The organism is Hydrotalea lipotrueae, assembly GCF_019249625.1.
GTDB classification, from domain to species: domain Bacteria; phylum Bacteroidota; class Bacteroidia; order Chitinophagales; family Chitinophagaceae; genus Hydrotalea; species Hydrotalea flava.
Window position 1 is genome coordinate 117,284 of the sequence record NZ_JAESDL010000002.1, and the last position, 19,633, is coordinate 136,916.

The following is a 19,633-nucleotide window of genomic DNA, read 5'->3' on the forward strand; positions in this document are numbered from 1 at the left end:
AAGATTATTATTAATTAGCCGTTTGATTGATTATTTTTGCAGTTGAACGTTAAACAGTTTGTATGAAGCTTTTTATTGGGGGATTACCCGGCGATATTGATGAAACCGATTTAAAGGAGATGTTTGAATTATATGGCGATGTGCGCTCAGCTATTGTTATCAAAGATAAACAAACCGGAAAAAGCAAAGGGTTTGGTTTTGTTGAAATGCCCAATGATACAGAAGCCAAAGAAACCATTGAGCTACTCAACGGCGTAAAAATGCTGGGCAAAAAAATTGCTGTTACTCAAGCGGAAGATAATGGCCGAAGCAACAATAATAGCGGTGGTGGCAGACCTTTTAATAACAGACCTCCGGGAAGAAGATACTAAAAAATTAATTTTTGAATAGATGTCGGTCATATTGTCGGCATCTATTTTTTTAGAGCTCAGTTTGTTTTACACATAGGTGTATTTGTAATAACCCATTTTTTGTTAGCAATATTTCAAAGAATGATTTTTGATGCAGTTTGGTTTGATAATCTTTTTTGTGGTTTCATTGCCGGGATGTTTTTCATCCCGGTTTATCTTTTTATGCCCTTTTTTTTAGGGGATAGGTACAACTATCCCATCAACTTCTTAGTTCTACTTTCAGTTGAACCAGCCTGAACAGGTGGTAGGTATGGTTCATTAATCCGATGGCCACCTGGTTTCTTATAAAGTTCCTGTACCGTAAATACATTTCATTCATACTATTGGTCATAAAACCAAAAATGTGTTCTATCCTGGTTCTGATGGCTGATTTCTTTTTATTATGTTGCTGTTGCCGCTTTGTCAGCGGCTTGCCCCGGTAACCTCTTTCATGGATGCAACTTTCTATATTTTTCCAGTGGCATATCTGTTCTATGGCTATACTGCGGTAAGCACTGTCGGCATAAAGGGGTTGACCGCCATCTCCTTTCTTATTTAATAATTCATCCATCTGTTCACTATCCTGTATATTGGCGGTAGTAACTTTGTTTGGTTGTGTTATCGGCATTAACATGGTTCTTATAACTAAAATAGTTTTTGCCATTATGCGTTAGTGATGAATCGTTGTTATTTACTCATGAATTCTTTTATAACCACAGCCTGGTTGTGTAAAACATCTTTTGCACCAAAAACAAGTGTAATATTTTGTTTTGACAGTAATTTTCTTAACTCTTCTACAGCCGGTTTATTATGTAACAATTCAGTAGTGTATTTTTCATGAAATACTTTCCACTTTGCAACATCATGTGCAAACCATTTGCGCAATTCGGTACCTGGTGCAATGTCTTTCAACCATACATCAATCTTTGCTTTTTCTTTCGTTAACCCTCTGGGCCAAACCCGATCTACCAGAACACGCAATCCATCTGAGTCTTCAGGTGGATCGTATACTCTTTTTAGGGATAAATTTTTTTTCATGAATTCATGTTTATGAAAAAAACTATATTATTACTTCATCCAATGATCAAATAAACTTTCGTATTGTTTGTAACTTTAATCCAGATTTATATATACCCATCAACATTTGAATTGTTGAAACGAAAAAAGGTAACTACACTAAATAGAAGATCAATTATTGTTTCAAAAACTGCCTTAAAACATATTGAAGAATACCTCCATGCCTGTAATATTCAACTTCAATTTCAGAATCTAATCTGGCCAGTACATTAAATTGAGTAGCAGTACCATCTTCTTTGATTGCCGAAACGGTTAATTGTTTTAGTGGAGTTAAAGATTGATCAATACCCATAATATTAAAAGTTTCTTTCCCGGTTAATCCAATACTTTCGGCGGTGGCTCCATCCAGATATTGTAAAGGCAAAACGCCCATTCCAACTAAATTGCTCCTATGAATGCGTTCATAACTTTCTGCCAGCACTGCTTTAATACCCAATAAAAAAGTACCCTTTGCAGCCCAGTCTCTTGATGAGCCACTACCATATTCCTTTCCTGCCAAAATCAACAAAGGCGTTTGTTGTTCCTTATATTTCATCGCAACATCATATACCAACATTTCTTCTCCTGTGGGCAAATAAACGGAATAGCCACCCTCTCTGTTGGCAATTTTATTTTTTATTCGAACATTGGCAAAAGTTCCGCGAACCATTACTTCATCATTTCCTCTGCGTGAACCGTATGAATTAAAATCGGATTTTTGTACTCCTTTGCTTAATAAATACTTTCCTGCAGCAGAAGATTCGGAGAATGACCCCGCAGGTGAAATATGATCTGTGGTAATACTATCACCCAACATTAATAATACACGAGCATGTTCAATATTTTGAAATGGTGCAGGCTCATTGGGAAGATCCTTAAAAAATGGGGCTTCTTTAATGTATGTGGAGTCGGTACTCCATTCATATAATTTTTCTTTTGCTACCGGCAGATTTTGCCAAATACTATTTCCCTCAAAAATAGTTTGATAATTTTTTTCAAAATCATTGGGTGATAATACCTGACGCATCACTGTTTGAATTTCTTCATTTGTTGGCCAAATATCTTTTAAATAAACGGGTTCCAGATTTCTGTCGAAACTAATTGGTTCGTTCAGTAAATCAATATCCACTCTGCCGGCCAATGCATATACCACTACCAACATAGGCGACATGAGAAAATTCATTTTTATTTGTGGATGTATTCGCGCTTCAAAATTTCGGTTACCAGATAAAACAGATGCTACCACCAAATCGTTTTGTTCAACTGCTTTTGCAATATGAAAAGGTAGCGGTCCTGAGTTGCCGATGCAAGAGGTGCAGCCATATCCTACTACATGAAATTGCAAAGCTTCCAAATCGCCCAGCAAATCAGCTTTTTTCAAATAATCTGTTACTACTTTTGAACCCGGTGCCAATGAAGTTTTTACCCAGGGTTTCACATCAATACCCAGGGCTCTTGCTTTACGTGCTACCAAGCCGGCACCAATCATCACATAAGGATTAGAGGTATTGGTACAGGAAGTGATGGCAGCTATTACTACTGCACCATCATTTAGCATAAACTTTTCTTCTCCCAAACTAACCCATACTTTTTTCATACCATTTTCAACCAATACTTCAACTACATTTGTTTCGGCAGATTTTGGTTCATGCATCGGCTGGCTGCCACCTTCTGCCTTCCATTTATCAATGAATTGTTCATTGGCTGTAATGTATGCTCGTCCATAATTCGCTTTTAAAAGTTGAACAAATGTTTTTTTAAAATCTTTTAAAAGTATTTTATCCTGCGGTCGTTTGGGGCCGGATACAGTAGGCTCAACGGTAGACAGATCGAGTGTAATTACATCGGTATATTGTATATGCTCATTGCCTGTTCTCCATAATAAATTGGCCTTACAATAATTTTCTACCAAGGCCAATTGTTCAGGAGAACGGTTGCTTTCGCGCATGTATTCAATAGTTTTTGCATCTATTGGAAAGTAAGTTATTGTGCAACCAAACTCAGGAGACATATTTCCAATTGTAGCACGATCGGGCACAGTTAAATGATCCAGCCCATCGCCAAACACTTCAACAAATTTTCCAACAACGCCATATTTTCTTAATAATGCAGCAATGGTTAATACCATATCTGTTGCTGTTGTACCCACGGGAAGTTTTCCGGTTAATTGCAATCCAATTACTTCCGGCATAATAAAATAAACTGGTTGCCCCAATAAAGCAGCTTCCGCTTCAATGCCACCAACACCCCAGGCTACCACTCCAATTCCATTTACCATAGGTGTATGACTATCAGTACCTACTAATGTATCGGGAAAGATTACTCCATCGCGTTCTATTACGCCTTTGGATAAATATTCCAAATTCACCTGGTGGCAAATACCCATTCCGGGAGGTACTACACTAAAATTATTAAATGCATGTTGTGCCCATTTTAAGAAGCGATAGCGTTCTTCATTTCTAACATATTCTTCCTGCATATTTTTATCGTATGCATAAGCAGTTCCAAAATAATCAACCTGTACTGAATGATCTATCACCAAATCAACAGGTATTAAAGGATTTATGATATCGGGATTTTTACCTTTTTCAGCAACGGCTGTCCGTAATGATGCAATATCAACCACGGCAGGAACGCCTGTAAAATCCTGCATCAATACTCTTGCCGGTTTAAATGGAATATCTTTATCTGATGCTTTAGGTTTCCAATTTAATATGGTTTCTACATTTTCTTTGGTAACAGCAAAATCGTCAAAATTTCGAAGCGCATTTTCTAATAATATTCTAATTGAGAAAGGCATTTTACTAACGGCATATCCTTTACGTTCTAATTCAGGAAGGCTATAGTATACAAAACTACCTTTAGCTGTTTGAAGTGTTTTTGTGATGCTTAAAAAATCGTTCTTCATAAGGAAAATTTTATGGTGAAGAAATAAAGTATGCAAGCATAATAAGCAAGAACAAATGAAAACTGTGTGAATTTGTACAGCTATGCCACTCAAATGTTATTGCAGTAAAATGGCGTATAAATTTACTTCATTTTAATGGAAGGAAGGAAACATTTTATTTTAAAGGGAAGATAAAAATTAGCTGAAATACTTAAAATGATAATGTGTCATGGAAAGCTTGTATATACTTTTCAACATACAGCTGTTTTTGTTTTTGCCTGTACTGCATAATAAATCGGGGATGCTCTAACGGTATAATTTTTTGAAAGAAATTGAACTCCTCATTCAATTGTTGAATGTACTTATAATTTTTACCGCTTCCCAAACAAAAAGCAGTATGGGTATAAATGCCAAAATGAATTTGTTGCTGCAATGATTGAAGTATAAATGGCTTTAATGCTGTTTGCAAATCTTTGTCATCATAATAATTGAAATTCACGAATTTATTTGCATTTGTTTGCTTTGCAAAACCCGGCGGAACAATGGAATTGATATAAAAGTATTGATAAAATACCTGTGTACCTCCAAAAGCCTGAATCATATCATAAATAAAAACAGAAGAAGGTTCATGTGTTTCTTTACCTTTATAAGGTATACCACATGCACTGGTTAACCGTTTGGTATCAGTAAAAGGAACACCGGTAACTGCAGCACCAAAATGGCCCGGGTTAATACCGATGATAAAAAAACGTTTCTTTTGATCATCGTAAAACTTTTTGTAAAAACTTTTCATTAACTGAATAGCACCCTCATTATTTTGAAAGGGGTTCATTGCAACAATGGTTTTAGGCAAAGGAATATTTAATGATAGTTCTTTGTTAAAACGAATAACGCTATCTGCAAAAGTTTTTTTCATTACCATATTAGCTTCACAGCATTCAAACCAAACAATAAAGTTATTGTTTGAACCCATAGCGAAACCTTAAAATAATGAAAGGAATGAAATTTTATACTTATTCCGGCTCCTGCGCAGCAGTAACTTTAGGTGCATACCATTTATCGCGTATCCAGAATGCAACATTTACCAATGTAATTAAAGCAGGCACTTCAACCAGCGGACCAATTACGCCGGAAAATGCTTCCCCACTATTGATGCCAAATACACCAATTGCTACAGCAATGGCCAATTCAAAATTGTTACCGGCAGCAGTAAAAGCAATAGATGCATTCACCGAATAATCTGCACCCATCTTTTCCCCGATAAAGAAACTCACCAAAAACATAATGGCAAAATAAATAACCAGAGGTAATGCTATACGCAGCACATCAAAAGGAATCTGAACAATCAATTCACCCTTTAAACTAAACATCACCACAATGGTAAATAAAAGTGCAATTAAAGTAATAGGTGAAACAAAAGGTATAAACTTATTTTTATACCACTCTTCACCTTTGGCTTTCAATAAAAAATAGCGGGTTAAAAACCCGGCAACAAAAGGAATTCCTAAATAGATGGCAACACTTTCTGCAATATGTTTAATGGTAATGTTGACTGTATTGCCTGAAAATCCAAAAAGAGGTGGTAAAACAGTAATAAAAAAGTAAGCATATACACTATACAACAATACCTGAAAAATACTGTTCAGTGCTACCAATCCAGCTGCATATTCCCTGTTGCCTTCTGCTAATTCATTCCATACTATCACCATCGCAATACAACGAGCCAATCCAATTAAAATGAGCCCTGTCATGTAAGCAGGATAATTGTGCAAAAAAATAATGGCAAGAAAAAACATCAAAAAAGGCCCAATAATCCAATTCAAAAAAAGTGACACACTTAATACCCTTGTATTTTTAAATACCTCTTTTAACTTGTCGTATTTTACTTTGGTAAATGGCGGGTACATCATTAATATTAAACCGATAGCCAACGGAATATTGGTGGTACCTGATGAAAATGAATTAATAAAATTAGCGGATGAAGGAAAAAAATAGCCAATAGATACACCGACTGCCATCGCCAGAAATATCCACAATGTTAAGTATCTGTCTAAAAAACTCAAATGTTTTCTTTCTTGTGTAGGAGCGCAATTATTTGCTGCCATAACTAAATTTTCTTGATTGGAATAAATTTTAGTAATTCAATCGCAATATTACGATGTTATTTTTGATTATAACAACAAAAAGAAGAAACTATTTTATTGAATGCTGAGAGTGTTTGTTTCTATATTTTTTTATTTTCGTTTTTTTATAATATCTCTTATTCTTGTTGCACTTTCATAATCTTCTTTAGCTAACACATCTTTCAGCAACGATTGTAATTGTTCAATAGAATATTCGGCCAAAGAGCCCCTAAATGTGCTTAGCTTAGTTTCCACTTCTTGTATTGCAGCTTCATCTAAGACAAAATCGTAAACATAGACTGGACAATTAAATCGTACTGCTAAAGCCAGTGCATCACTAGCACGACAATCAATTTTTTTTTCATGTTTATCAACAGTGATTAGTACCAACCAGGCTTGAAACATTCCATCAATAATATTGTGAATGATAACTTCTTTTAAAGTGGCCCCAAGTTCATTTATTGTAGTTTTAAAAATATCGTGGGTTAAAGGACGAGGCAGTTGCATCCGTTCCATATGTATAGCAATAGCTTGTGCTTCAAATGCGCCAATAATAATTACAATTCGTTTTTTTTCTTGCAAATCTTCTAGTACCAACGAAAAATTGCCTGGCGACGATTGACTGGTATTTAATGCCACTATTTCTACTTCTTTTTTCTCCATTTATTTTATAGGTTTAAACAAATGTATTTTACATTAAAACAAATCTACACAGTTCATCTACATCATCAAATGGTGCAATTACTTGACCATCGCTTCGTAATTTATACAAGCCATTCGTTTCTATTTCAATGTCGTAATTTCTGCCAATGTAGATACGGTTATTCTCTTGTTTTATAATTTCAATACTATAATATTGCAATGCACCTAGTATTAATTCTTTTGCATTCATCTTACATTAAATTTTCTTTTATTACCATTGCACCATACCCAATGCAAAGCAATGCCGATGCAAAAATTAAAACGGTCTGCAGCATATTATTACTAATAATTTTTTTACTGAATGGCAAACTAAAAGCACCAGCAGCTATCATCATACCACCTACTGAACCTAAACCAAAAAGCAATAAATAAATTAAGCCATTGGTAATGGTTTGAGAGTTGCCTAATACAATTAATATTAATGCTCCACTACCTGCTAAGCCGTGTATTAAACCAATTAAGTAAGCTGGCCAACAGGAATGCTCTTTCGTGGTTTTTGTAACAGTATGTATGTGTGTATGCGAATGTGCATGTCCGTTAGGATGTGTGTGTAGCACAGGTTCTTCTTTTGTGTACCATTGGTAAATTCTATAAATACCTAATACCACCAACATTACACCAACTGCGGCCTCAAAGTATTTAAAAGTAGCTGGCGCTATTTTAAATTTGAGTAGCAAAAAAATAATACCAATTAATAGAATAGTGGATGTGTGCCCAAAGCCCCAATACATTCCATCTTTAATTGCTTTAAATGTTTTGTTTCGTATAGTTACCATATTGCTTACCGCCAAAATATGATCGGTTTCAAAGGCGTGTGTAAAGCCAGCATAAAGGGTCAATAAAATTGTCATGTTAATCATTTTATTACCTATAAAATAAGATTCGATGATTACCCGTATCGGCAGCTACTAAAATATCGTTGAAACAATTTATACCAAAAGGCCAATATATTTCATTGTCAAAAGTTGTTTTCATACTTAGAGATGTTTCGCCGTGAGTTTCAAAGTTGGGTTGCCCTATTTGCATATCGGCAGTGGCACCGTGGAGTGTTGGTATTTGATGATGTATTATTAATCGGCTATTGCCTGTGTCGGCTACTGCTATACCATTTTTATAAAAGCAGGCATCATACACCCAATTTAAAGTATTGGCATTGGGTTTTAAGCGATATTGATTTTGCCCATTATCATTTATATTTTTTTGCCCTAATATTACATCGGCAGTTTTTGTAAGCGCATCTTTCCAATAGTTCCAAAGTAATACTCGGTAATACTGTGTGTCTATAATTGCTATAGCGCCATTATTACTTAGTTTTACAGCATAAGGCCATACTGCATTATTATTATCATAATCTTTATCGGCAAAAGTTTCTTGTCCTATTACTGCATCGGCAGCAGCAAAATTTGTGGTGGGTATGGAACTAAAATAAAGTACTCTTCTATTACCAGTATCGGCTATCCAAAGTGCAGTGCCATTACTATACACACCGTAGGGCCAATTTAAAGTTTGTGCTGTAGGTGCTTTGCCAATACCTATCGCATTGGTTTGATTACTTTTAAAATCCATTTGTCCAACTACCACATCTGCTTCCTGAAAATTGTGTGATGGCATTTTGTGCCAAATTAATACCCTATGATTCCAAGCATCGGCAACAATTAATTTTTCGTCATTAGTCCAAATGCCCGACGGATATTGTAGCGATGAAGCCGATACCATTTTGCCAGCATTTCTTTCTGTGTCATTGTTTTCTTTTTGCCCTAATACTACATCGGATTGTTGATGCGATTGAAAGGAAAAATTATACCAAATAAAAACCCTGTTTTGCCCTGTATCACTTACCACCAAAGTGTGTTGATGCAAATACACGCCTCGTGGCGCAAGTAAAGGATTGTTTACTTCACCGTAAAATGCTGCTATTTTTTTTAAATTATTCAATTGTTTTTTTATTATTGACTTAGCAAATTCTTGGAAGCTGTTCGCCTGGCAACATATTTACTATTCGTTTGCCACCAATACTGCTTTGTAATATTACTTGCCCTAAATGTTGTTGCGTGATATTGCCAAATACCTTTGCATTTTTACCATTTTCATCTTGTTGTAAAAAATGAATTACCTCGTTGGCAATTTCCTTTTTTACAACAGCAATAAATATGCCTTCATTTGCTACATACAATGGATCTAAACCCAACATTTCGCAAGCTCCATTTACTTGTTCATTTACTGGTATGTCTATTTGCATAATATCAACACCATAATTTCCATCTTTGGCGATTTCATTTAATACAGATGCTAAACCGCCTCTGGTAGCGTCTCTTAAAAAATGTATATCCTCACCAAACTGATCAAGTAGTTTTTGTATTGTAAAATTTAGGTTAGTAGTATCGCTTACAATATCTGTTTCAAATTCTAACCCAGTGCGTTTACTCATTATAGCAATGCCGTGTTCGGCAATATTGCCACTTACAATTACTACATCCGCATCCATTATATTAGTTAATTTTATATTAGCTTTTGGGTGTATAACTCCTATACCCGATGTGTTAATGAATATTTTATCGCCTTTCCCTTTTTCTACTACTTTGGTATCGCCGGTTACTACTTGAACATTGGCTTTAGTACAACACTCTTTTATACTATTTAAAATTTGCCAAAAAGTGTCAATTGGCAAACCTTCTTCTATAATAAAAGATAGCGATAAATATTTTGCCATTGCACCACACATTGCCAAATCGTTAACAGTGCCATTAATAGCTAATTCGCCAATATTACCACCTGGGAAAAAAAGTGGATTCACTACATAGCTATCGGTACTAAATGCTAATTGACCTTGTAATTCAAATACTGCACCATCATGTTTTTGGTTCAGCAAATCATTTTGCAATATATTAAACACCCCACTATTAAGAAGGTTATGCGTTAAAACCCCGCCACTACCGTGCCCCAAATTAATAGTAGTAAAGTCAAACTTAGGCATTGGACAGGATAGTTGCATTTGTATATTTTCTTTCATTTGATTGTAATACCTTTTTTAAAACATTATGCCATTACATCTACTTTACTAAAATGATAGTAAGCTGCACAAGCTCCTTCGCTACTTACCATTGGTGCACCTATCGGATTTATTGGCGTACATTTTTTACCAAACTGTGGACACTGATTTGGTTTTTTTATACCTCGTAAAATTTCACCAGCAATACACTCGGCGCTTTCATTCACTTTATCAATCTGTATATCAAACTTTACATTAGCATCATAGCCTTGTAGTTCTTTTCTTATTTCGTAACCACTCATGGGTATTTCGCCAATGCCACGCCATTCTCTATTGCACACTTTAAAAACTTGTTGTATTACTTTTATGGCTTCGGTGTTACCTTCAGGTTTTACCACTCTACTGTATTGGTTTTCTAATTTGTATTCGCCTTTTTCTAATTGTTTAATCAGCATTAAAATCCCTTGCAATAAATCTACTGGCTCAAAACCTGTAATTACTATTGGTAATTTATTTTTTTCTACTAAAGGAGAATACTCACCAATACCCATTATAGTACAAACGTGGCCTGCTGCCAAAAAGCCCTGTACTACGTTATTTTCGTCGTTTACCAATGCTTCAATAGCTGGTGGCACCAATACGTGAGATGTAAGAACAGAATAATTTTTTATACGCTCTCTTTTAGCGTGCAAAACACTTAATGCATTAGCAGGAGCTGTAGTTTCAAAACCTACTGCAAAAAATACGACTTCTTTTTCGGGATTTTGTTTTGCTAGAGTAACAGCTTCTAAAGGTGAATATAAAATACGAACATCGGCACCATTTGCTTTTGCTTCTAACAAGCTTTTTTTACTGCCAGGCACACGAAGCATATCGCCATAAGAACAAAGAATTACATTTCTTTCTTCGGCTAGATATACTGCCTTATCTATTAAATGCAATGGTGTAACACATACTGGGCAGCCGGGGCCATGCACCATAGTAATGTTTTTTGGTAGCAATCCAATAATGCCATTCTTTACTAAACTATGTGTTTGACCGCCACATATTTCCATAATTGTCCACGGTTTAGTGTTTATTTTATGCAACTCATTAAGATATTGATTTACTACAGAAGCATCTCTATATTCTGTAAGATATTTCATACGTTGTATTTTTATAAAAATATTGTCAAATTAATTATAGCAAAAAATGGTGTTTCGGGAGTAAAATTTATTTCAGAATCTAGTGCAGTTTCATTTTGTAATTGCTTTCTGTATCAAACTGCGTCTCTTTTCACTTTGAACTATTGCGTTTTGAATTGAAATTTTATTAATATAATCCATAATGTATACGTCTACTTTTTGTGCAAAAGTTAGACTTATAAACATGAAACATAAAATAAATGTAATTGCTTCCATTCTTTAATTTATTCTACTTGAGTATGTTCTATGATTTCATCTATTTCTCCTATTTCTTTTAGATACTCAAAAGTTTTAGCAGCTTCGGCTTCATCTATTTTACTAATAGCAACACCTACGTGTACTAATACATAATCACCCACATCGGCAGTAGGCAACATTTCTAAAGATGCTTCTTTAATGATACCACCAAAAGAAACTTTGGCCATACGTACCATACCATTGTGAATAGTTTCGATGCTTTGGATTTTTCCTGGAATTGCTAAACACATATATTTTTTGTTTTTTTATTAATGCTATTAAAATTTTGTTGTTGTATATTGTCTATATTTTGATCATAAAATACCATTTGCCCAAATGAAATATTTTCGTCGTTGGGTGATAATTGTTGATGAAAAAATAATTTAAACTTTTCATTGAGTTGTTGCTGTAACATATCCGTTAATAAACTATTTTGGAACACACCGCCACTAAAAGCTATATTTTTTATACCAATATTATTTGCAACAATTTCAATAATATGCACGAGCGAAAAATGAAATTTTGCCGCAATAAATGCTGTATCTTTCTTTTTTAAGATATCTCTTACAATGCCATTAAATAAAGTAGTAGTAGGTATGCGATACAAATGTGCGCCATTCATAAAATAGCTTTCTTGCATTTCGTAACCATTATTAACAGTATAACTTTCGGCAACTGTTTGCAAATACATTGCGGCTTCGCCTTCATAATTTTGTTTGTTACTAAGGTTAAGCAGTGCAGCTACTGCATCAAATATTCTACCCATAGAGCAGCAGTTAATTACCGAATTGCTTTGCAAAATTTTTTTATACAATGCCCATTCGGTATCGGTGAATTTATGTTTCAGCAATGCATCGCTACCCAATACATCGTTGCATATTGATAGTGCCGACAAACGAGGTTCTTTAGCCATTTTATCGTTCAGAAATAGCGGAAAATAATCGAAATAATAACAACGAATCATTGCATTATTTTCATACTTAATAAATTCGCTTCCCCAAATTTGTGCATCATCTCCTAAGCCAGCACCATCCCATATTACACCCAACACAGCTTCGTTATTTTGTAGCAAATTATTTTCGGCAAGTACTGCTGCAAAATGTGCTTTATGGTGTTGTACTTGAACTAATGGAATAGTATTAATTTCGCTTAACTCATTTGCCAACTGACTAGAAAAATAATCTGGATGTTTGTCGGCTACAATTAATTGTGGTTGCGTTTGTAATAAATTTTGCAAATGTGCTAATGTATTGAGATAGGATTGTTGTGCTTCAATAGTATAAGTACTACCTAAGTATTGGCTAACATAGGTTTTATCGTTTGTTTGTAATGTAAAACTACTTTTCATTAATGCACCAGTTGCAAGCATTGTATAGCGGTACTTTTGTATATAACTTAAGTATGTAGGTGCTAATCCTCTTGAGCGTCGAATAATTATTTGCCGCTTGAATAGTGGTGTAAATTGCAATACACTATCATCTTGTGGTATTACAATTTCTCTATTATGTGTTACTATATAATCAGCAATATTGTTCAAGTGTTGTAACGCATCTTCGTCATTAAAAATAATTGGACTATTACTAATATTGGCACTTGTGCAAATTAGTGGTTTATTAAAAGTATTAGCTATTAAATGAAGCAACGGTGAATTGGGTAACATAGCACCAATGCAGTTTAATGCTGGTGCAATTTCGTTTAATGCTAATGGTGTATTGGGCTTACTTTTTAATAAAACAATAGGTGCTACTATGGAACTTAAACTTTTTTGTTCTATATCATTGATGAAAGCAAATGATGTTAATTCCTCTATATCTTTAAACAAAATTGCTAATGGTTTGGTAGGTCTGTTTTTTCGTTGACGCAAAAATTGAATGCTATATGCATTTGTAGCATCGCATAATAAAACATAACCTCCAATTCCTTTAACAGCTAGTATTTTACCTTCAGATAAATACTGTTGAATTGCATCTAATATTTCAGTATTGTTCAATGATTCTTTTTTACCCAAAGCGGAAAATAATTGCAACTGAATACCACAATCGGGGCAAGAGTTGGTTTGCGAATAAAATCTTCTATCGGAAACATCATTATATTCTATCTGGCAAGATTTGCACATTGCAAATTTTTGCATCGTAGTATTTTCTCTATCATAAGGCAATTGTGTAGCTATTGAATATCGTGGACCACATTGTGTGCAAGTAATAAAGGGATATTGAAATCTTTTATTTGTTGCATCTTGCAATTCCGCTTTACAATGCTGGCACATTGCATAGTCAGGTGTTAGCAATACATTGGGCGTGGCATTATTAATGCTATCTGCTATTTGAAATTTATAGAACTCTTTTTGTTGAATTTTATTGATACTATGCTGTATAATATTTGCTAATGTTGGTGGATGATTTACCAAATGAGTATAAAATTTTTCAGCAATTTCTTCGGTAGCGTTACATTCAATATGCACACCATCGGCACTATTGCTTATGCATCCATTAAGGCCAAATTCCTTTGCTAATTGCACCGCATAAGGCCTAAAGCCAATGCCTTGTACAATGCCACTTAAGTGAATATGATATGTATGAATAGTTTGCAAATAAAAATAAAATTAAATAACTACTTGACTTTCTTTTTTTGCTTGTACTTTTTGTTGCAACCAATTGCACCAATCATCAATACCATCGCCATTTAAACTGCTAATAGATATTACCTCAATATCTGGATTTATCTCTCTGGCGTCTTTGGTTACAGCATCTACACTAAAGGGTACATAGGGCAATAAATCGGACTTGCTTACCAGCATTAATTCGCTGGTTAAAAACATACGTGGATATTTTTTAGGTTTGTCATCCCCTTCTGTACTTGCAATAAGTGTTACACGATATTCTTCGCCTAAATCAAATGCAGCAGGACAAACCAAATTGCCTACATTTTCAATAAATAAAATATCCAAATCTTTATAATCGAAATGATCTAGTGCCTGCAATATCATTTGTGCCTCAATATGGCACATACCTCCTGTTACTATTTGCAAACAATCAATGCCGGCTTCTCTGATACGAATAGCATCTCTTTCTGTTTCGGGGTCGCCAACTAATACACCAATTTTTAGTTTATCCTTTAGCCGCTTGCCTGTTTCCTGGATTAAGGTGGTTTTACCACTGCCTGGCGACGAACATATATTTAACACTAAAATATTATGTAGTGCCAGTTTGTCCTTAATAGCGTTAGCTACAAAATCGTTGGCTTTTAATAAATTTAAAGTAGTGTTTTCGCATTGTACACTACCCACGGGAGCTCTGTTACTTTTTGGTTGACTCATTTTCATTATTTTTCAAATTCTACTTTACTAATTAACATTTCTTCTCCTTGTATAACATTTTTAGAAGGTGTTTGGCAAAAGCCACAAATAAATTTATACTGTTGCACTTGCGTTTCTTTGTTACAATTATTGCAATGTATTATTATCGGTAATACTTCTACAGCAAGCGTTGTATTTCTGTATTTAGGTTCATCTTCTAATACCGCTTCAAATGCATTTTGCATTAAAATGGGTTGCACATTACTTAACTCTCCAACGGTTAAATGTATAGTTCTAATATCACTAAATCTATCCGAAAATTCAGCTTCCAGTGTATTAAATATATTTCTTACTAATGATATTTCGTGCATTAATTTTAGTGTTATTTGATAGTAAAAATAGGTTAGTATTGGCATTAAAGTAACAATAAATTAATTACTTAGAAAATATTTTCTAATTATTGGCTTCGGCTTTTATTTGCTCCAATTTAGTAATGTTTGATTTTGCATTTTCTATCATTTCTGCATCATTAGTTATCTTTAATATTTCATTTGCTACCGCCATCATATCATTATATCTATCTTCATCAAATTCTTCTTTATTTCTTACATACCAACTTGCTTCTAAATAATTGGACAGGGTTAATACTCTTTCGATAGGATATTTTTCGGCGGTGCGAATGTCCAAAGATTCTCTGTACCAAGCTAGTGCTTTGTCAAAATTATCGGTATGTATCGATGCTGGATATTTAGTATAGGCATTGCCCAAGCTATTACATATCATAGCAAATTCATAAGGAAAATCTATCTTATTGTAATAATTAAGAGCCTCATTAAATGACGAAACCGAAACAGCTGCCCATAGCCCCTTCTTTTTTACTTCGTCAGGAATTTCGGCATATACCTTACCGAGTTGATGTTGAATTTCGGCAAAAATATCAGGAGCATTTTCTTTGGTAAAAACTCTTAAAGCTTCCTGATAAGATTCTATGGCAGTTCTATAAAATTGCGGATTGCCATTTTGTGCCCAAGTTTGCAACAAGGTGCCTTTTGTAAATTGTGCTTGTGCCAATAATTCTTCTAATTGTTCTTCATCAAAAATTTTAATAGCACGATTAACATAGCCTAATGCTTCGCTAAAACTATTGTTGAGGGTTGCAATATAACTAGCATCCGTCAATACCATTGCAGCTTCTACCCTTCTATTATTAGCTTCATAATATACTAAACATTCCCATAATTTTTTTTTTACATCTTCCATTAAGGTATTTTCATAAGGCACTTTAATTTTTTTGATTCCTATTTTGCATTGCAGATCTTTAAATGCTATGGTCACTTTATTACTTGTGTTTTGTTGTAAAAAACTATTGATCAAGGTTTCGGCTTTGTCTATTTTACCTAAATCAATAAACAATTGTGCCAATTGGTAAATACTAAATTGTTTTTGTTCTGCATCGTTATTTGCAGCAATGGCTTTTTCATAGCTTTCAATAATTTCGGTTTCCGAAAATGGGCTTTCAATAATGCCGTAATGCAAAGCAACCGCATTATTGTGTAAGGAAACTGCATTGGTTTCCGGAGTTATGGCATCGGCTACATTTACACCATTATGCAAACGATTTAATAAATCAATATGCGGCAATACAGTGGGCTGTGTTTGCAATAATTCGAAAGCCTTATCATAATTACCTAATTTAGCATACACTATGCCCAAAAGTAGTTCATTGCTATAAGGCATAATTGGCAATAGCACTGGCGGCTGTGCATTTTCCCAATCGGGTAGTACGGTTATATGGTCACTTACTTTAATAGCGGCAGTTTCTGTTGCTGTGATAGTAACCTGCACTAATTCGTTTAGCCTATGTTCATTTTTGATGAGCCGTTGTGTATTGTCAAATACATCAGTTGCAGCAAATATTGTAATCATTGTTGTTTATAGTGAGTTGACTTCTTTTATCTTTTTGAATAGTTTTAAAATAATAATTGGCAAAAATTTCTACTTTCTTTTGGCTTTCATATTCTTCCTTAAAATATTTACAAAGCAGCCGTACAGGATGGTGTATCCATATAAAATGAAACTTAATTTTTCATCTACCTTTTTGCTGATACAGCTGATAATTTACTGCAGCATCATTCAACCAATTATCGTTTTCCAAAAAAGACAAATCGGCTACACTACCCGTATAATCTGTAAATACGATGTTGAACATATTTTATTTAGGTAAGATGATAGTAAGAATTTTCATTTTTTCGTCGGCAATATACTCCAGTGATCTATCGCTACTATCCATATCATTGTCAATCAACAATTCTTCTACCGAAATACTTCTATCGCCTTTACTATTTTTAAATTTCAGCATACTCATGGCTGTTTTATGCAGGCTTCTAAAAAGGTCATCGTGTTGTGAAGCCATTAAAATGGTATTTTTTGCCGGATAGTATACCCAATTAACCTGTTCTGCATCTTCAAATATTTTTGCCACAATTTGATGGTCTATAATAATATGTTTATTTGTTAGCACTACCAAGTAAGCAATTTTTTTAGTTTAGGGTTTGTGTTAACTTTAATTCATCCTGTAGTATTAATTTTACTACTTTATCGCCAGCCGTTTTTACCACATCGCTTAATTCCATTTCCAGTTTAGTATTATCAATTGCAATTAAATAAACAGTTATATCATCGGGGTATTCATCCTGCATAATTTTTTTGGCATAGCTCAATGCCTGATCCCATTTAATGCTGTGCAAAAAAACCATTGGGTCTTCTTGTGGTGTGGCCAGCACTTCTTTAGCAGGTACTTTGTACAAGGTGCCAGGTTTTTCACCGGTATTTATAACACCGTCTACCAATATTATTTTTTTATGCCCTTTTAGTTTAAATAATACTTCAAAAGCTCCGGTACCCATATCCAGTATAGAAATATTTTCATCCTGGCCAATTGTTTTTTTTAATTCATCAATCACATATATGCCAACGGCATCATCACTACGATAGGGATTGCCAAGGCCCATAATGGCGGTTTTTAAATTTTGCATTATATGTTAAATGTTATTTTACAAAGTTTACTTAAAAAAATAGAAATTAATTTATAAAGATTTGCCCAAAGAAAAAGCCCAACTTTAATTGAGCCTTTAACTTGTTATTATTTATAATTTTTACAACTTAAATTTTGCTAATTGCTTTCCTGATTTAGCATCATGTGCATGTACAGTACAAACTAAGCAACTGTCAAATGAACGTGCCACCATACCAACTTCCACAGGGTCATTGGCGTCTTCAATTTCAATGCCTTCCAATGCTGCTTCAATTGGCCCTGATTTTCCTTCACTATCATTTGGGCCAACATTCCAAGTGGTAGGTGCCATTACCTGATAATTTTTAATTACTCCACCTTCAATTTCTATCCAGTGTGCCAATGCCCCCCGAGCAGCCTCGGTAGCACCAAAGCCTTTCCCGTCTCTTTCTTCTGGCTTTATATAAAACTCATCGTCTAACCTTATTTCTCTTAACCATTGGTCAATATTATCATAAAGCATTGGAGCTTCATGTACCCTTGCCAATGTTCTAAGGAAAACACTTGGCCCCATTTTGTCCATTGCATCTTTTATTAAGAAGTCTTTGGTTTGGTGTGCAAGATTATTTGGTTTGGCATACATTAAACATCTCGCCAAAGGTCCTGCTTCTGCTGCATTATCCATATAACGGGGAGCTTTAGCCCAACTGTATTTACCATTAAAATCCGTTTGCTCTAAATTTTTAGATGCTATAGGTGTTGGCATTGGTTCATCCCAAGGATGTGCAGCTTTATGGTCTTGATACCAGCTATGCGTTACATGCTCTTTAATTTGAAGATGGTCAAAATCGTTGTATTGTTTTGTATGGCTGTTATAATAGCCACTGGGACTAATAACTGCATCGTTTCTACCTTCTATAGTTGGATGGTTATATTTATCTTTATGTAAGTAAGTGCCATAGGTGATAAAGTTACCACAGCCTTGTCCAAATTTATCTAATCCAAACTCTAACGATGCTCTAATAAACAGACCTAAATCACTATTACGTTGGCTTTCATTTTCATCTACCCAAGCCAACAAATCATCCCAAGTTTGTACACGGCGATATTTTTCAATTGAGCATCCCAACCATGTTGTTTCTAACCAGTCATTTCTAAACTGGTTCATAATTGCATGGGCCCTAGTTATATCTTTTAGTGTAGGTGCACACATTACACCACCAGGTACCATATAACTACTATGTGGCCATTGTCCGCCAAACAATGCATATACTTCTACAGGCCTTCCGCTTGCGGTAACACCATTTTGAAAAGATGTGCCTACATAAGCCGCAAAACGTTTTACCACTTCATCATATAATTTTTTATTAGCGAATTTTTTATTGGCCATATCAGTTGCAAAAATTGCATAAAACCAACGAGGGATACTTTGCAAGGTTTCGGTAGCCTGACCCAAAGCTCTTAACAAAAGTGCATTGGGGGGTAATGTTGTTTTCCAAGCCGTATCTAAAGCAGAAGAAGCACAGTATAAATGTGAGCCACCACAAATACCACAAATACGTGGTGTTACAATTAAACCGCTTTGTGGGTCTTTGCCTTCCATTATTTTTTCGAAACCACGAAACATAGCAGCCTGTGTGTGTGCACGGGTTACTACCCCATTTTCCATGTAAACTTTTACATCTAAGTCGCCTTCAACACGGCCAACGGGAGATATGTTTAACTCTTTAATTATTGACATATTTTTTTTATTAAGTT

The 19,633-nt window shown here is 34.6% G+C and carries 20 protein-coding genes; 1 reads left to right on the forward strand and 19 read right to left on the reverse strand.

Features of this window, described 5'->3' with window-relative positions; all coding sequences use genetic code 11:
* Positions 1-62 precede the first annotated feature (62 nt).
* Positions 63-371: an RNA recognition motif domain-containing protein gene (locus JK139_RS02445; protein ID WP_218330493.1), complete on the forward strand. Its 309-nt coding sequence runs from the start codon at positions 63-65 to the stop codon at positions 369-371.
* A gap of 238 nt (positions 372-609) precedes the next feature.
* Here JK139_RS02445 and JK139_RS02450 read toward each other — a convergent pair whose 3' ends face one another.
* From JK139_RS02450 to JK139_RS02540, 19 genes are all read right to left on the reverse strand, one after another.
* A complete protein-coding gene (locus JK139_RS02450; RefSeq protein ID WP_218330494.1) occupies positions 610-1,053 on the reverse strand; it encodes a transposase in 444 nt (147 codons plus the stop codon).
* A gap of 23 nt (positions 1,054-1,076) precedes the next feature.
* The gene (locus JK139_RS02455; protein ID WP_218330495.1) at positions 1,077-1,427 is read right to left on the reverse strand and encodes a DUF488 domain-containing protein; all 351 of its coding nucleotides are present in this window, start codon (positions 1,425-1,427) and stop codon (positions 1,077-1,079) included.
* A gap of 154 nt (positions 1,428-1,581) precedes the next feature.
* Positions 1,582-4,353 (reverse strand): aconitate hydratase AcnA, encoded by a 2,772-nt coding sequence (gene acnA / locus JK139_RS02460; protein WP_218330496.1) that lies wholly within the window; start codon positions 4,351-4,353, stop codon positions 1,582-1,584.
* A 190-nt stretch (positions 4,354-4,543) separates the two neighbouring features.
* Positions 4,544-5,248: a uracil-DNA glycosylase family protein gene (locus JK139_RS02465; RefSeq protein ID WP_218330497.1), complete on the reverse strand. Its 705-nt coding sequence runs from the start codon at positions 5,246-5,248 to the stop codon at positions 4,544-4,546.
* Between the two features lie 97 nt (positions 5,249-5,345).
* Positions 5,346-6,437 carry an ACR3 family arsenite efflux transporter gene (arsB, locus tag JK139_RS02470; protein WP_218330498.1) on the reverse strand — a complete coding sequence of 364 codons (1,092 nt, stop codon included), beginning with the start codon at positions 6,435-6,437 and terminating at the stop codon, positions 5,346-5,348.
* Between the two features lie 129 nt (positions 6,438-6,566).
* Positions 6,567-7,118: a bifunctional nuclease family protein gene (locus tag JK139_RS02475; protein WP_218330499.1), complete on the reverse strand. Its 552-nt coding sequence runs from the start codon at positions 7,116-7,118 to the stop codon at positions 6,567-6,569.
* Positions 7,119-7,146: 28 nt separating this feature from the next.
* Positions 7,147-7,347, reverse strand: a complete 201-nt coding sequence (locus tag JK139_RS02480) for a hypothetical protein (protein ID WP_218330500.1) — start codon at positions 7,345-7,347, stop codon at positions 7,147-7,149.
* 1 nt (position 7,348) lies between these two features.
* On the reverse strand, positions 7,349-8,008 hold the full coding sequence (locus JK139_RS02485) for a hypothetical protein (RefSeq protein ID WP_218330501.1): 660 nt from the start codon (positions 8,006-8,008) through the stop codon (positions 7,349-7,351).
* 13 nt (positions 8,009-8,021) lie between these two features.
* The gene (locus JK139_RS02490) at positions 8,022-9,092 is read right to left on the reverse strand and encodes an NHL repeat-containing protein (RefSeq protein ID WP_218330502.1); all 1,071 of its coding nucleotides are present in this window, start codon (positions 9,090-9,092) and stop codon (positions 8,022-8,024) included.
* A gap of 19 nt (positions 9,093-9,111) precedes the next feature.
* Positions 9,112-10,167 (reverse strand): hydrogenase expression/formation protein HypE, encoded by a 1,056-nt coding sequence (gene hypE / locus JK139_RS02495; protein ID WP_228733087.1) that lies wholly within the window; start codon positions 10,165-10,167, stop codon positions 9,112-9,114.
* 26 nt (positions 10,168-10,193) lie between these two features.
* Positions 10,194-11,291: a hydrogenase formation protein HypD gene (gene hypD, locus JK139_RS02500; protein WP_218330503.1), complete on the reverse strand. Its 1,098-nt coding sequence runs from the start codon at positions 11,289-11,291 to the stop codon at positions 10,194-10,196.
* A 263-nt stretch (positions 11,292-11,554) separates the two neighbouring features.
* Positions 11,555-11,818: a HypC/HybG/HupF family hydrogenase formation chaperone gene (locus JK139_RS02505; RefSeq protein ID WP_218330504.1), complete on the reverse strand. Its 264-nt coding sequence runs from the start codon at positions 11,816-11,818 to the stop codon at positions 11,555-11,557.
* Positions 11,809-14,157, reverse strand: coding sequence for a carbamoyltransferase HypF (gene hypF, locus JK139_RS02510; RefSeq protein ID WP_218330505.1), 2,349 nt, complete (start codon positions 14,155-14,157; stop codon positions 11,809-11,811). The genes JK139_RS02505 and hypF overlap by 10 nt, the downstream gene beginning before the upstream one ends.
* Before the next feature lie 12 nt (positions 14,158-14,169).
* On the reverse strand, positions 14,170-14,883 hold the full coding sequence (gene hypB / locus JK139_RS02515; RefSeq protein WP_218330506.1) for a hydrogenase nickel incorporation protein HypB: 714 nt from the start codon (positions 14,881-14,883) through the stop codon (positions 14,170-14,172).
* 5 nt (positions 14,884-14,888) lie between these two features.
* Positions 14,889-15,233, reverse strand: a complete 345-nt coding sequence (locus JK139_RS02520; RefSeq protein ID WP_218330507.1) for a hydrogenase maturation nickel metallochaperone HypA/HybF — start codon at positions 15,231-15,233, stop codon at positions 14,889-14,891.
* Positions 15,234-15,315: 82 nt separating this feature from the next.
* Entirely contained in the window at positions 15,316-16,788 is a 1,473-nt protein-coding gene (locus tag JK139_RS02525) for a tetratricopeptide repeat protein (RefSeq protein ID WP_218330508.1), read from the reverse strand.
* A gap of 286 nt (positions 16,789-17,074) precedes the next feature.
* A complete protein-coding gene (locus tag JK139_RS02530; protein WP_218330509.1) occupies positions 17,075-17,389 on the reverse strand; it encodes a PLP-dependent aspartate aminotransferase family protein in 315 nt (104 codons plus the stop codon).
* A gap of 13 nt (positions 17,390-17,402) precedes the next feature.
* Positions 17,403-17,897 (reverse strand): hydrogenase maturation protease, encoded by a 495-nt coding sequence (locus JK139_RS02535; RefSeq protein WP_218330510.1) that lies wholly within the window; start codon positions 17,895-17,897, stop codon positions 17,403-17,405.
* A gap of 120 nt (positions 17,898-18,017) precedes the next feature.
* Positions 18,018-19,616, reverse strand: a complete 1,599-nt coding sequence (locus JK139_RS02540; RefSeq protein ID WP_218330511.1) for a nickel-dependent hydrogenase large subunit — start codon at positions 19,614-19,616, stop codon at positions 18,018-18,020.
* Between the last annotated feature and the right edge of the window lie 17 nt (positions 19,617-19,633).